The sequence below is a fragment of the Burkholderia savannae genome, from assembly GCF_001524445.2.
GTDB lineage: Bacteria > Pseudomonadota > Gammaproteobacteria > Burkholderiales > Burkholderiaceae > Burkholderia > Burkholderia savannae.
This window is the reverse complement of sequence record NZ_CP013417.1, coordinates 2,803,689-2,818,328: the sequence shown is the minus strand read 5'-3', so window position 1 is coordinate 2,818,328 and position 14,640 is coordinate 2,803,689. Positions and strand designations below refer to the sequence as shown.

The following is a 14,640-nucleotide window of genomic DNA, read 5'->3' as shown; positions in this document are numbered from 1 at the left end:
CGTCAGGCGGCGTGCGCCGGCTCGGCGGTGCGATCCGCGCGCTCGCCCGGATGGCATGCGGGGCACGACTTGCCGGGCACGTAGAGCGGCGACTGCTGCGCGTCGGCCGGCACGACCGCGCGGCATGCGAAGCACGTGACGTCGGCTGTCGGCTCGAGGCGCGGATTGAGCGCCGTGCGGTAATCGAACACGAAGCAGTCGCCGTGATAATGCGCGCCGCCCACTTCCTCGAAATACTTGAGAATCCCGCCTTCGAGCTGATACACGTTCTCGATGCCGACGTCCTTCATGTGGATCGCCGCCTTTTCGCAGCGAATGCCGCCCGTGCAGAACGACACGACGGTCTTGCCTTCGAGGTCCGAGCGGTTCGCCTCGATCACGTCGGGGAACTGGCTGAACTTGTCGATCCGGTAGTCGAGCGCGTTGTCGAACGTGCCGACGTCGACTTCGAATGCATTGCGCGTGTCGAGCATCACGACCGGGCGGCCCGCATCGTCGTGGCCCCGGTCGAGCCAGGTCTTCAGCGTGCGCGAGTCGACGGACGGCGCGCGGCCGAGTTCCGGCTTGATCGCGGCCTTCTTCATCGTGATGATCTCGCGCTTCAGGCGCACGAGCATCCGCCGAAACGGCTGCGAGTCGGACAGGCTCTCCTTGAACTGCAGGTCCGCGAATTTGCCCTCGAAGAGCGGATCGTGGCGCAGGTAGTCGACGAACGCGCCGGTTGCGTCGCGGGTTCCCGCGATGAACAGATTGACGCCTTCGGGCGCGAGCAGGATCGTGCCGCGCAGCTCGAGCGCATTGCAGCGCGCGGCGATGAGCGGCCGCATTTGCTCGATCGAGTCGAGCGAGACGAAGCGGTAGGCGGCGAGGTTGACGGTGGTCATGTCGTTCGAAAGGTAAGGCGGCTGCGGCCCGACGGCGCGGCCGCACATGACGGGTGGCGGCGGAGGGCGCTCGGGCGGAAGCGGGCGAAAGCGGAAAACCCGTATTATCCCGCAAACCGCGTGGCTTTCCGCGGTCGGCCGAACGGACGACGTGCGACGACATCGCGCGGCCGCGCCGAGGCGGGCGAGCCGGCGCGCCGCAGCGGGTTCTCGATGCGGCCGGATCGCCGGCTTGCCGGGGCGCGTCCATCCGTTCGCACAATTGCCGAACCGCCGAACCGCCGAACCGCCGAACCGCCGAACCGCCGAACCGCCGAACCGCCGAACCGCCGAACCGCCGAGCAAAACGAAGCGAGGGATGGAAGAACAAACGGACGTCGCCCCGACCGCGCTCCACCGGAATTCGGGCCGCGCGAATCGCCGTCTCGCGCGCCGTCGCCGCCCGCCGGCCCGCGCCGGCGCTCGGCCGAACGGCCAACGTCGCGTTTTTTTGGCCGGCGCGAACGGTGCCGGGCCCCCGGGCCGGATACAATAGCGCCCATGTCAGATCCCCGTTTCGTTCATCTTCGCGTTCACTCCGAATTCTCGATTGCCGACGGCATCGTGCGTCTCGACGATATCGTCAAGGCGGCGGCCGAAGACGGTCAGGGCGCGCTCGCCCTCACCGACCTCGGCAACGCGTTCGGTCTCGTCCGTTTCTACAAGGAAGCCCGCGACGCGGGCATCAAGCCGATCGCCGGCTGCGACGTCTGGATCACGAACCACGACGATCGCGACAAGCCGTCGCGGCTGCTGCTGCTCGTCAAGGACAAGCGCGGCTACCTGAATCTTTGCGAGCTGCTGTCGAAGGCGTGGCTCACGAACCAGTATCGCGGCCGCGCGGAGCTCGACGCGAGCTGGCTCGAAGGCGAGCTCGCCGAAGGGCTGCTCGCGCTGTCCGGCGCGCAGCAGGGCGATATCGGCCTCGCGCTCGCGGCCGGCAACGAAGCGGCCGCGCGCCGCCATGCCGAGCGCTGGGCGAAGACGTTTCCGGGCGGTTTCTACATCGAATTGCAGCGCTACGGCCAGCCGGGCGCCGAAGCGTACATCCAGCAGGCGGTGACGATCGCCGCCGAGCTGAAGCTGCCCGTCGTCGCGACGCATCCGCTGCAGTTCATGACGACCGACGATTTCACCGCGCACGAGGCGCGCGTGTGCATCTCGGAAGGCGACATCCTGGCGAATCCGCGCCGCCAGAAGCGCTTCACGACCGATCAATTCTTCCGCACGCAGCACGACATGGTCGCGCTGTTCGCCGACCTGCCGTCGGCGCTCGCGAACACGGTCGAGATCGCGAAGCGCTGCAACCTGACGCTCGAGCTCGGCAAGCCGAAGCTGCCGCTCTTCCCGACGCCCGACGGGATGTCGCTCGACGACTACCTCGTGCAGTTGTCGAAGGAGGGGCTCGAGAAGCGCCTCGCGCAGCTCTATCCGGACGAGGCCGCGCGCGAAGCGCAGCGCGACACGTACTATCAGCGCCTCGATTTCGAGTGCGGCACGATCAAGAAGATGGGCTTTCCGGGCTACTTCCTGATCGTCGCGGACTTCATCAACTGGGCGAAGAACAATGGCGTGCCGGTGGGCCCCGGCCGGGGCTCGGGCGCGGGCTCGCTCGTCGCGTACTCGCTCGGCATCACGGATCTCGATCCGCTGCGCTACAACCTGCTGTTCGAGCGTTTCCTGAATCCGGAGCGGGTGTCGATGCCCGACTTCGACATCGACTTCTGCCAGCACGGCCGCGACCGCGTGATCCAGTACGTGAAGGAGAAGTACGGCGCGGATGCCGTGTCGCAGATCGCGACGTTCGGCACGATGGCCGCGAAGGCGGCCGTGCGCGACATCGGGCGCGTGCTCGACCTCGGCTACATGTTCACCGACGGCGTCGCGAAGCTGATCCCGTTCAAGCCGGGCAAGCACGTGACGATCGCCGACGCGATGAAGGAAGAGCCGCTCCTGCAGGAGCGCTACGACAACGAAGACGAAGTCCACCAGTTGCTCGATCTCGCGCAGCGCGTCGAGGGCCTGACGCGCAACGTCGGGATGCACGCGGGCGGCGTGCTGATCGCGCCCGGCAAGCTGACCGACTTTTGCCCGCTCTACACGCAGGGCGATGAGGGCGGCGTCGTCAGCCAGTACGACAAGGACGACGTCGAAGCCGTCGGCCTCGTGAAGTTCGACTTTCTGGGCCTCACGACGCTCACGATTCTCGACTGGGCCGAGCGCTACATCCGCCGGCTCGATCCGACGAAGGCCGACTGGTCGCTCGCGCAGGTGCCGCTCGACGATCCCACTTCGTTCCAGATCCTGAAGAAGGCGAACACGGTCGCCGTGTTCCAGCTGGAAAGCCGCGGCATGCAGGGCATGCTGAAGGATGCGCAGCCCGACCGCTTCGAGGACATCATCGCGCTCGTGTCGTTGTACCGTCCGGGCCCGATGGACCTGATTCCGAGCTTCTGCGCGCGCAAGCACGGGCGCGAGAAGGTCGAGTATCCCGACATGCGCGTCGAACCCGTCCTGAAAGAGACCTACGGGATCATGGTCTATCAGGAGCAGGTGATGCAGATGGCGCAGATCATCGGCGGCTACTCGCTCGGCGGCGCAGACTTGCTGCGCCGCGCGATGGGCAAGAAGAAGCCCGAGGAGATGGCCAAGCACCGCGAGATCTTCGCCGAGGGCGCCGCGAAGAACGGCCTCGCGCGCGAGAAGTCCGACGAAATCTTCGACTTGATGGAGAAGTTCGCGGGCTACGGCTTCAACAAATCGCACGCGGCCGCCTACGCGCTGCTCGCGTACTACACCGCGTGGCTGAAGGCGCACCATCCGGCCGAATTCATGGCGGCCAACATGACGCTCGCGATGGACGACACCGACAAGGTGAAGATCCTGTACGACGACTGCGTCTTGAACAACCTTGCGGTGCTGCCGCCGGACATCAACCAGTCGCACTACCGTTTCGAGCCGGTCGCGGAGGCCGGCGGCAAGCGCTCGCGCACGATTCGCTACGGCCTGGGCGCGATCAAGGGCAGCGGCCAGAACGCGATCGAGGAAATCCTGCGCGCGCGCGAGGAAAAGCCGTTTGCCGATCTGTTCGACTTCTGCGAGCGGATCGACCGGCGCGTCGTGAACCGCCGGACGATCGAGGCGCTGATTCGCGCGGGCGCGTTCGATTCGCTGCACGCGAGCCGCGCGCAATTGCTCGCGTCGGTGCCGCTCGCGATGGAGGCCGCCGAGCAGGCGGCCGCGAATGCGCTGCAGGCGGGGCTCTTCGACATCGGCGGCGAGCCCGCGCACCAGCACGCGCTCGTCGACGAGCCCGCATGGGACGACAAGCGCCGCCTGCAGGAAGAGAAGAGCGCGCTCGGCTTCTATCTGTCCGGCCACCTGTTCGACGCATACCGCGACGAAGTGCGCCGTTTCGTGCGCCAGAAGCTCGGCGAGCTGAAGGAAGGGCGCGACAAGGTGGTGGCGGGCGTGATCGCGTCGCTGCGCACGCAGATGACGCAGCGCGGCAAGATGGTGATCGCGCTGCTCGACGACGGCACCGGCCAGTGCGAAGTCACCGTGTTCAACGAGCAGTTCGACGTCAACCGCGCGCTTTTCAAGGAAGACGAGCTGCTGATCGTCCAGGGGCAGGCGCGCAACGATGCGTTCACGGGCGGAATCCGCTTCACGGCTGATTCGGTGATGGATATCGAGCGCGCGCGCAGCCGTTACGCGCAGGCGGTGCGCATGACGATGAACGGCAACGCGGACGCGGCGGCGCTGCGCCGCGTGCTCGAAGCGCACGTCGCGAAGCCCGACGAGACGCCGGCAGCCGAAGCGCCGGCGCCGCGCGGCGGCCGCGACGGCGGGCGGCGCGCGCAGCCCGTGATACCGAACGGCCTCGCCGTGCGGATCGCCTACAGCAACGCGCGCGCGCAAGGCGAGATGCGCTTGGGCGACGCGTGGCGCGTGAAGCCGAGCGACGCGTTGCTCGCCGATCTGCGCGCGGCGTTCGGCGGCAGCGTCGTCGAGATCGTCTACTGACCTCCAGCACGTTTTCCGGATTCATTTGAGGGCATTTTGAGCGTCAAGCCTACCCTAAGCAAACCGATCGGCGGCCAGGACGCGTCGTCGCCCGCCGTCGTGATGCGCCGCCTCTGGCCGTATGTGAAACCGCTCGTCTGGGTGCTCGTTGCCGGCGTGCTCGCGATGGCCGCGGTCGCCGCGACGGAAGCCGGGATTCCGGCGCTGCTGAAGCCGCTTCTCGACCACGGCTTCGGCTCGAAGGGCGACATGACGACGAAGCTGTACGTGCCCGCCGCAGTCGTCGGCCTCGCGCTTGCGCGAGCGCTTGCGCAATACGCGTCCGGCTATCTGCTGCAGTACGTGTCGAATCGCATCCTGCTCGATCTGCGCATCCAGATGTTCGAGCGGATGATCCATACCGGCGTGTCGTTCTTCCAGCGCGAGACGGCGAGCACGGTGATCAACGCGATCGTGTTCGAAGTGAACCAGGTGCTGAGCGTGCTGATGAGCGTCACGATCACGCTCGTGCGCGATTCGCTGACGGTCGTCTTCCTGCTCGGCTACCTGTTCTATCTGAACTGGCGGCTGACGCTCATCGTCGCGATCCTGCTGCCCTGCATCGGCTGGCTCGTCGGCAAGATCAACCGGCGGCTGCGCCGTTTGAATCGCGAGCACCAGATGCTCACGAACCAGCTCGCGTACATCGTCGAGGAGACGGTCGGCGGCTACAAGGTCGTCAAGGTCCACAACGGCGAGCCATACGAGATCGGGCGCTTCAACGAACTGAGCCGCAAGCTGCGCGGCTATTCGATGCGGATGACGGTGTCGGGCGGGCTGGCGCAGCCGCTCACGCAGTTTCTCGCGTCAATCGCGCTCGCAATCGTGCTGACGATCGCGGTGGTCCAGTCGGCGAACGATCAGACGACGGTCGGCGGTTTCGTCGCGTTCGTGACCGCGATGTTGCTCATCATTTCGCCGCTCAAGCACCTGATGGACGTGAACCAGCCGCTGCAGCGCGGGATGACCGCGGCCGAGCTGATCTTCGGGCTGATCGACGAGCCGCGCGAGCCGGAAGGCGGCGGCAAGCCGCTCGCGCGCGCGTCGGGCGCGATCGAGTTCAGCCACGTGTCGTTCTCGTACGGCATGCCGCGCGACGGCCGGCAGACGCTCGACGACGTGTCGTTTACCGTCGCGCCGGGCGAGATGGTCGCGCTTGCCGGGCCGTCGGGCAGCGGCAAGACGACGCTCGTCAATCTGCTGCCGCGCTTTTTCGACCCGTCGTCGGGCTCGGTGCGCGTCGACGGCGTCGCGCTTCCCGAGTACAGCCTGCACGACCTGCGCAACCAGATCGCGATGGTGAGCCAGGACGTCGTGCTGTTCAACGATTCGATCGCGGCGAACGTCGCATACGGCCAGACGCCGGAGCGCGATCGCGTCGAGGCGGCGCTGCGCGCCGCGAATCTGTGGGACACCGTCACCGCGATGCCGGAAGGCATCGACACGCTCGTCGGCGACAACGGGATGCGGCTGTCGGGCGGCCAGCGCCAGCGGCTCGCGATCGCGCGCGCGATCTACAAGGATGCGCCGATCCTGATTCTCGACGAGGCGACATCCGCGCTCGATTCCGAATCCGAGCGGCACGTGCAGGCCGCGCTCGAGACGCTGATGAAGGGGCGTACGACGCTCGTGATCGCGCACCGTCTGTCGACGATCGAACGCTCGGACCGGATTCTCGTGCTCGAAGGGGGCAAGATCGTCGAAAGCGGCAGCCATCGCGAACTGCTCGAGCAGCGCGGGTTGTACGCGCATTTGCATCGCATTCAGTTCCAGCAGGACGCAGGGTGAGCGGCGGACTTCCGGGCGGACGGGTCCCTGGCGAGCCCGATCGCCGCGCGATGAAGATCGGCCTGTCCTGCAATGCGTTCAGGTACGGCGGCGGGCTCGAGCGCTACGCGATCGACCTCGCGCGCGGTCTGGCCGATGTCGGGTTTCGGCCTGCGGTTTTTGCGCGTTCGTTCGATCCGTCGGTGCCGGAGTACGGGCGCGTCGAGCCGCACCGCATCAACGTGTCGTTCCTGCCCGGCAAGTGCCGCGACGCCTGGTTTTCGTGGCGGCTGCGCGTCGCCCGCCGCGCGTCACCCGTCGACGTGCTGATCGGCTGCAACCGGGTCGATTCGTCGGAGATCGCGATCTGCGGCGGCACCCATCTCGGATTTCTCGACGCGCTCGGTCGTACGCCGACCTTCTTCGATCGCCGCCAGATCGCGCTCGAGCGCCGTCAATATGAACGTGCGCGCTTCGTCGTTGCGCACTCGGTGCTGATGCGCGACGAACTGCGTCGTTTCTACGGGCTCGGCGACGACAAGATCCGCGTGTTGTTCCCGCCCGTCGACGCCGCGCGCTTCGCGCCGGTCGGCGCCGCGCGCCGCGCCGAGCTACGCAGGCGCTTCGGCTTCGCCGACGACGAGATCGTGCTCCTGTTCCCGTCGAGCAGCCACGAGCGCAAAGGGCTGCCGCTCATCGAAGCGGTGCTGCGCGACGGTGGGCCGCCCGTCGTCGTCGCGGTCGCGGGCAGGCCGCCGGAGCGGACGTCGCAGCGGCTGCGCTACGTCGGCTACGTGAAGGACATCGAGGACGGTTACCGCGCCGCCGATTTCACGATCCTCGCATCGAAATACGAGCCGTTCGGGCTCGTCGGCATCGAATCGGTGATGTGCGGCACGCCTGTCATTCTGTCGTCGAACATCGGCTGCTGCGACGCGATCGCGCCGTCGGCGAAGCTCGTGTTCACCCCCGGCGATGCGGCCGGGTTGCGCGCGACGTTGGGCGACGCGGTGCAGCGGGCGAGGGCGGGCGCGGCGCACGTCGAATCGAGCGCGGCGGCGCACGCGGCCATCCGGTACGATTCGAGCGTCGCGCGCCACGTCGAGCAATTACTCGACCTGGCCGCCGAGACCGGAGGCCGCGGGCGCGACGAACCGCGATGACGCGCGCTCGCGCGTGGCTTACGGCGTGTCTTTCATCAGGGTATTGGTGCCGGGAGCGCATGGGCCGGATGGTATACTCCGCCAGTTCGGCCCAGCCCGCGATCGCGCTTGCAGCGCATCGCGGGCTGGGCCGCGTGTCCTGGCCCGGCACTGAGAAATGCACGTCGGTTTCGCGGATGTCCTGCGGGGTGACGGGGCCTCTGGTTTGTTCTTCGCAATATGAACCGTGGAAATCCTGCATGACGAAACGGCTTTCGGCCGGCCTCCGGCGCATCGCATCTCAAGTGGCGGAATCGATCAGCCGTTGAATTAATCGAATGAGCAGACTTCACGGCCGGTTCCACATCTTCGCGCGAGCGCTGCCGAGGCTTGCCCTCAAGCCGTTGCACCGCAAGCCCGCGCAACTGCGGCGCATCCTGATCGCGCATCATCTGCTGCTCGGCGATACGCTGCTGCTGACGCCGCTCGTCGCGAAGCTGCGCGAGCAGCACCCGGATGCGCAGATCGTGCTGGCGTGCCCGAAGGCGATTGTGCCGCTTTATGCAAAGCGGCCGTTCGGGGTGGACGCGTTCGCGTTCGATCCGCGCGACGGCACATCGGTCAAGCGCCTGCTCGCGTCGGGGCCGTACGACCTCGGGATCGTCGCGGGCGATAACCGCCACAGCTGGCTTGCGCTCGGCGCGGGCTGTCGCTGGATCGTCGCACATGCGGGCGACGCGCCCGCGTGGAAGAACTGGCCGGTCGACGAGCTGATTCCGTATCCGGACGCGCCCGCCGCGTGGGCCGATTTCGCCGCCGAGCTCGTCGACGGGCCCGCGCCGCGGCCGTACCGTCCGGCCGACTGGCCCGCGCCGCAGGCGAGCGCGCAGTTGCCCGCCGAGTTGCGCGGGCGGCCCTACGTCGTGCTTCATCCGGGCGCGAGCACCACGGTCAAGTGCTGGCCGTCCGAGCGCTGGCTCGAGCTCGCCGCGCGCGTGGAGGCGGCGGGCTATCTGCCCGTCTGGAGCGGCGGGCCGAGCGAGGTCGAGCTCGTGGCCGAGATCGGCCCCGATCCGGGGCAGCCGAATCTTGCCGGCCGGCTCGGCCTCGCCGATCTGTGGCATTTGCTGGATGGTGCGCGGGCGGTCGTATGTCCCGACACCGGCGTCGCGCATCTCGCGCGTCTCGTCGGCGTGCCGACCGTCGCGCTGTTCGGTCCCGGCAACGCCGGCATTCACGGCGCGGGGCGCTATTGGCAGGACGCGCCGTTCGTCGCGCTGACGATCGCGGACATGCCGTGCCGCGACCAGCCGTCGATTTTTCGGCGTCATGTCGAGTGGGTGCGGCGCTGCGATCGAAATGCGTCGACCTGCGTCGCATGGCACGGCGATCATGCGGACTGCATGGGACGTCTTTCAGTGGATGCGGCGCATCGTGCGCTGCAAAACGTTCTGGCGCTTGCGCCGTCAAGTTCAAGTCGATGACGATAATGACATCGCGCGTCGAGCGCGTGCTTTGGATTGCCTGTCCCACGTTGATGTTCGCCGTGATGTTCGGCCACATGAACGGAGTCGTCAACACGACGCTCGCGTTGATCGGCGCGGGCACGCTCGCCGGCATCCTGTCCGCGAACCGGCCGCCGTTCCGGCAATGGCCGCTCGTTCTGCCGATCGTTGCGTGGGCCGCGTGGAGCCTCGCGTCGGTCGGATGGTCGCTGTATCCGCACGTGAGCATGCGCGCATGGTTCGACGAGGTGCTGTATCCGCTCGTCACGTTCTGGGGTTTCTGGTTGTTCGGCTCGCGGGTGGAGCGCCCCGAGCGGCCGGTGCTCGTCGTGTGGGGCGCGTGCGTGCTGCTCGCGTTGCTGAGCGCGTTCTATTGGGGGCGCCTGCAGCCGCCGACGCCGGACGTCTTCCCGATTCGCTTCTACAACCGCGTCGGTCATACGAGCACGCTCGTCGTGTTCGCGATGCCGCTGTTCGCCGCGTTGCTGCTGCGCGCGCGCTGGCGCGCGATCGGCGTGATCGGGCTTGTCGCGTGCGGGTTCGTCGGGCTCGCGAGCCTGAATCGCTTCTTTTGGCCGGCAGCGGGCGCGACGCTCGTCGTCGCGTTCTATCCGCTCTATAGGCGGCGGCTCGGCGCGAGCGTCGTCGCGATCGCGGTCCTCGGCGCCGCGGCGCTCGGCATGCTCGAATACAGCGCGCGCGAGCGCGATCCGACCGCGTCGGCGGCGAGCGCTTCGGCGTCGTCGGCCGCGCGCGACATCACGGTCGCGGGGCAGCGGGTCTACGTGCCGGGCGAGCTGAACGCGCTCGGCGACACGCTGTCGTCCGACACGCGCCCGAAGCTCTGGGCGTTCTACGCGGAGCAGGGCAGGCACCATGCTTGGCTCGGCGTGGGCTTCGGCAAGCCGCTTCCCGGGCACGCGTACGCGGCCGCCGCGCCGCCGTTGCTGCTGCGCATCGAGCCGCAGGCGCTCACGCATGCGCACAACTTGTTTCTCAATACGTGGCTGCAGACGGGCTATATCGGCGTTGCGTTCGAGGCGATGCTGTTCGTGAGTCTCGCGGGCGCGTTCTGGCGCTTGCGGCGCGACGTGCCGGCCGTGTCCGCCGGGGGCCTCGCGCTCGTCGTCGGGATGATTGCGAAGAACACCGTCGACGACTTCATGTGGCAGACGACGATGCTCGCGTTCTGGTCATTCGCGGGTTTCCTGCTCGGCTGCGGCGAACGCGACGCACGCATGCCGCGCGCGTTGCGGAGCGCGGACGCGCGATGACGGTGCCCGCCGCTCCCGCTACGCAGGCCGCCGCGCCGGCGCAAAACGTCGCCGGCCCGAGCGCGCGGCGCGTGCGCATCCTGTTTCACATCGACGATTTCGGCCGAGGCGGCACCGAGACCGCGCTGCTCGGCTGGCTGAACGCGCTCGACCGCAGCGTGTTCGAGGTCGGGCTGTCGGTCACGTATCCGACGCAGGATCTGACGACGTGGTGCGCGAAGGCGATTCCGCCCGACGTTGCGCTGCAGGTGCTCGCTCCCGAGCGATGGATGCATGCGCTCCACCAGCGCGAGCGCGGGCGAAAGCTGCGCGGCGGCGAGAAGCTGCTGCACAAGGCGTCGACGCATGGGTTGATTCGCCCGATCGTCGCCCGCCGCTTCCTGAGGCTCGCGCGCAGCTACGACGTGGTCTGCGATTTCGATTTCTCGCTGCGCCGCATCGCCGGGCAGGGCGGTGCGCCGTGGATCGGCGTCAGCCATTACAGCTTCGCCGCGCGGTTCGGCGACAAGAGCGCGTCGTACATGGCGCGGCGCGTACGCCAGTACGAGCGATATGCGGCACTCGCCGTGCTCACGCCCGACATGCGGCGCGAGGCGGAACCGCTCTTCGCGAATACTCGCGTCGTCGTCACCGCGCTGCCGAACGTGATCGATCCGGCGGCGCTGCGCGCGCGGGCGGACGAGCCGGCCGAGCTGCCGGACGGGCGCTTCATCGTGTCGGTCGCGCGGCTCGACGAAGGGCAGAAGGATCATCGGACCTTATTGCGCGCGTATGCGAAAGTGCGGGCGCGCCGCGCCGACGCGCCGCGCCTCGTGCTCGTCGGCGACGGTCCGGACCGCCGCGTGCTCGAGCGGCTCGCGGGCGAGCTCGGGTTGCACGACGCGGTGCGGTTCACGGGTTTTTGCGCGAATCCGTTTCCGTACGTGCGCGCGGCCGACATGCTGATCCTGAGCAGCCGTTACGAAGGCTTCGGGATGGTGCTCGGCGAGGCGATGGCGCTCGGCACGCCGGTGATCTCGTCCGATTGTCCGACGGGGCCGCGCGACCTGCTCGACGGCGGTCGCGGCGGGCTGCTCGTCTCGCCCGGTGACGCCGATGGGCTCGCGGACGCGATCGAGCGGATGCTCGCCGACGACGCGCTGCGCGCGTCGCTCGTCGCGCATGCGGCGCACAAGGTCGAATCGTTCGGCCCGCGCGCGGCGAACGCGCGCATGCAGGCGCTCGCCGCGCAACTGCTCGAGCGGGCGTGAGTTCGCTCGCGTCGCATGGGCGTGCGACGCGAATTCGCTAAAATGTCCAGTCGCCCGTTCTTCCTGCCTTCACCGTGACCGCTTCGTTGACGCTCCCCCGGCCGCCGCGCACCATTCTCGTGTCCTGTACGCGCCGCCTCGGCGACGTGCTGCTGACGACGCCGCTCGTCCGCTCGCTGAAGGCGCGCTGGCCCGACGCGCAGATCGACATGATCGTGTTTCGCGGCACCGAAGGCGTGCTCGAGCACAATCCCGACATCCGGCGCGTGATCACGGTCGCGCAGCGCGCGCGGCCGAAGGAGCGCATCGCCGACGCGCTGCGCATCTGGCGCAAGTACGACCTCGCTTGCGCGGCGATCAACTCCGATCGCGCGCGTTTCTACGCGTTCTTCGCGGGCCGCAAGCGGATCGGGCTCGTCGATCCCGACCGGCTCACGTGGCTCACGCGCTTCATCCTGAACGGCATCGTGCTCGACGCGCATCGCGACGTGCATACCGTCACGAGCAATCTGTCGCTTGCCGGCGCGCTGGGCGCGACGCCGTGCGCCGACGTCGTCGCGCCCGGCATCGGCGACGATCCCGCCGCGCGCGCGCGCTTCGACGCGAAGCTGTACGCGACGCCCGCGCTCACGCGCGGCGAGCCGTACGTCGTGCTGCATCCGTATCCGATGTTCCGCTACAAGCAGTGGCGCGAGGACGGCTGGGTCGATCTCGTACGCTGGGCGCGCAGCCGGGGCTTCGCGGTCGCGCTGAGCGGCGGCCCCGCGCAGGCCGAGCGCGACTACGCGGCGCGGATCGCGCGGGCGTCGGGCGAGCCGGTGCTGAACATGGCGGGCGAGCTGTCGTTCGGCGAGAGCGCCGAAATGTTCCGGCGCGCGCGGCTCTTCATCGGCCCGGACACCGGCGCGACGCATGTCGCCGCCGCCTGCGGCGTTCCGACGATCGCGTTGTTCGGGCCGTCGAATCCGACGCGCTGGGGCCCATGGCCCGCGCACTGGCCGGCCGGCAACGAGCCGTGGCCGCTGCGCGGCTCGGGGCGGCGCGGCAACGTCTATCTGTTGCAGGGCGAAGGCGACTGCGTGCCGTGCAAGCTCGAAGGCTGCGACCGTCATCTGGAAAGCTGGAGCCGATGCTTGACGGAATTGTCGTCGGCGCGCGCGATCGGCGTCGCGACCGACATGCTCGGTCTCGGCGCGGCGCACGCGCAGGCCGACGGCGCGGTGCCGGTCGACGTCAGCCGGCTCGGCGCGAGGAAGTAGGGGCACGTCTGCCGCGCCTCGCATAACCGGGACGACGCGGCGAAGCATCGGCGAATCTTGCCGACGCGGTTCGTTCGGCGGGCGCAGCCGATCAGGCGCGCGGCGGCACGCAACGCGCGGCCGCGCCGGCGCGACGTTCGCGATTGGCGCCATGCATATGCGGCATGGTCGGCGAAGCGTTGTAATGTGCGGACCGCAGACCGCAGACCGCAGACCGCAGACCGCAGACCGCAGACCGCAGACCGCAGACCGTAGACCGTAGACCGTAGACCGTAGACCGTAGACCGTAGACCGCAGACCGCAGACCGTAGACCGTAGACCGACGCGACCGACGCAATGGCTTGTCGCGCTTGGCCCGGCGACAATGTGCCGGCGCCGATTCTTCGCGCCGCGCCTGAGGCGGCTTCACGCGATGCGGCGTCGTTTCCTGCCGACGCCATTTCCCCGGCGCGCTTGCTCCAGTGACGTCGCGGGCGTCGCTCGTGCGCGCCTCAGTTGCCCGCCTTCTCCGGCCGCGGATGTCCAAGCTTCAGGAAGCGGTAGTAGACCGTCTCGGCATTGAACACGGCGATCATGAAGCCGGCCCGTCCGTCCAGGAAGCCGCGCCGCAGCAGATACGTCCGCGCGAACGCCCATGCGGCGCGGCCGAGCGCCTTCGCGAATCCGCCGCGCTTGCCCGCCTCGCGCCGCTGTGCCGCGCCTGCGCTCGAATATGCGTCGAGCTTGCGCAGCACGGTTTCGAAGTCCTCGTACGAATAGTGGAGCAGTTGGCCGTCGAGCCTCGCGGACGGCCCGTCGAACACGAGCCGCTCGTGGACGAGATCGTCGGAAAAGCGCGCCGATTCGCGCTGGAAGAGGCGCGGCACCCAATCCGGATACCAGCCGCTATGGCGCACCCAGCTGCCGCAGAAGCTCGATAGCCGATCGAGCGCGTAGACCTGCGCGCGCGGCGCGCGGATCGCCGCCTGGATCGACGCGGCGAGTTCGGGCGTGACGATCTCGTCGGTGTCGATCGACAGAACCCAGTCGGTGTCGAGCGCGGCGACCGCGCGATTCTTCTGTGGCCCGAACCCCGGCCAGTCGGCGGCGACGATCACGCGCGCGCCGTGCGCCTTCGCGATTTCGACGGTCGAGTCGGTGCTGCCGCCGTCGACGACGACGACGTCATCGGCGAACGACAGCGCGTCGAGACATTCGGCTAGCCGGGCCGCGGCGTTGAGGGCGATGAGGGCGACGCCGAGAGTGGGTTCTGCCATGAAAGCGATGGGTTGGTGCGAGGCGGGTGTTGAGAGTGAGCGCGAGTATACCCGCGCGGCGCGTGGCGGCCCGCGATGTCGCGCAAGCGGGGGCGCGGCTCGCCGCGTGGGGCGGCTCACGAGGCCGCGGCGCATCGAGCTGGATGGGCGGATCGAATGGACGAGCGGATAGAGCGGATAGAGCGGATAGAGCGGATAG

General features: G+C 68.5%; 9 protein-coding genes. 7 read left to right on the top strand and 2 right to left on the bottom strand.

All coding sequences use genetic code 11. The annotated features are described in order from the left end of the window. Window positions 1-2 precede the first annotated feature (2 nt). On the bottom strand, window positions 3-884 hold the full coding sequence (locus tag WS78_RS13890; RefSeq protein ID WP_038748651.1) for a sulfurtransferase: 882 nt from the start codon (window positions 882-884) through the stop codon (window positions 3-5). A gap of 540 nt (window positions 885-1,424) precedes the next feature. Here WS78_RS13890 and dnaE point away from each other — a divergent pair. The 7 genes from dnaE (at window position 1,425) to rfaQ (ending at window position 13,185) form a co-directional block, all read left to right on the top strand. Beyond that, window positions 1,425-4,949, top strand: coding sequence for a DNA polymerase III subunit alpha (gene dnaE / locus WS78_RS13880; protein ID WP_059574678.1), 3,525 nt, complete (start codon window positions 1,425-1,427; stop codon window positions 4,947-4,949). Between the two features lie 36 nt (window positions 4,950-4,985). Beyond that, window positions 4,986-6,776, top strand: coding sequence for a lipid A export permease/ATP-binding protein MsbA (msbA, locus tag WS78_RS13875; RefSeq protein WP_038754830.1), 1,791 nt, complete (start codon window positions 4,986-4,988; stop codon window positions 6,774-6,776). Window positions 6,777-6,826: 50 nt separating this feature from the next. Beyond that, window positions 6,827-7,918, top strand: coding sequence for a glycosyltransferase family 4 protein (locus WS78_RS13870; RefSeq protein ID WP_038754827.1), 1,092 nt, complete (start codon window positions 6,827-6,829; stop codon window positions 7,916-7,918). A 317-nt stretch (window positions 7,919-8,235) separates the two neighbouring features. Beyond that, a complete protein-coding gene (locus WS78_RS13865; protein WP_059574676.1) occupies window positions 8,236-9,381 on the top strand; it encodes a glycosyltransferase family 9 protein in 1,146 nt (381 codons plus the stop codon). Then, window positions 9,378-10,676: an O-antigen ligase family protein gene (locus WS78_RS13860; RefSeq protein WP_059574675.1), complete on the top strand. Its 1,299-nt coding sequence runs from the start codon at window positions 9,378-9,380 to the stop codon at window positions 10,674-10,676. The genes WS78_RS13865 and WS78_RS13860 overlap by 4 nt, the downstream gene beginning before the upstream one ends. Then, entirely contained in the window at window positions 10,673-11,926 is a 1,254-nt protein-coding gene (locus WS78_RS13855; protein ID WP_059574672.1) for a glycosyltransferase, read from the top strand. The genes WS78_RS13860 and WS78_RS13855 overlap by 4 nt, the downstream gene beginning before the upstream one ends. 86 nt (window positions 11,927-12,012) lie before the next feature. After that, window positions 12,013-13,185 (top strand): putative lipopolysaccharide heptosyltransferase III, encoded by a 1,173-nt coding sequence (gene rfaQ / locus WS78_RS13850; protein WP_038754816.1) that lies wholly within the window; start codon window positions 12,013-12,015, stop codon window positions 13,183-13,185. Window positions 13,186-13,676: 491 nt separating this feature from the next. Here rfaQ and WS78_RS13845 read toward each other — a convergent pair whose 3' ends face one another. Next, window positions 13,677-14,441, bottom strand: a complete 765-nt coding sequence (locus tag WS78_RS13845) for a glycosyltransferase family 2 protein (RefSeq protein WP_038754813.1) — start codon at window positions 14,439-14,441, stop codon at window positions 13,677-13,679. Window positions 14,442-14,640 lie beyond the last annotated feature (199 nt).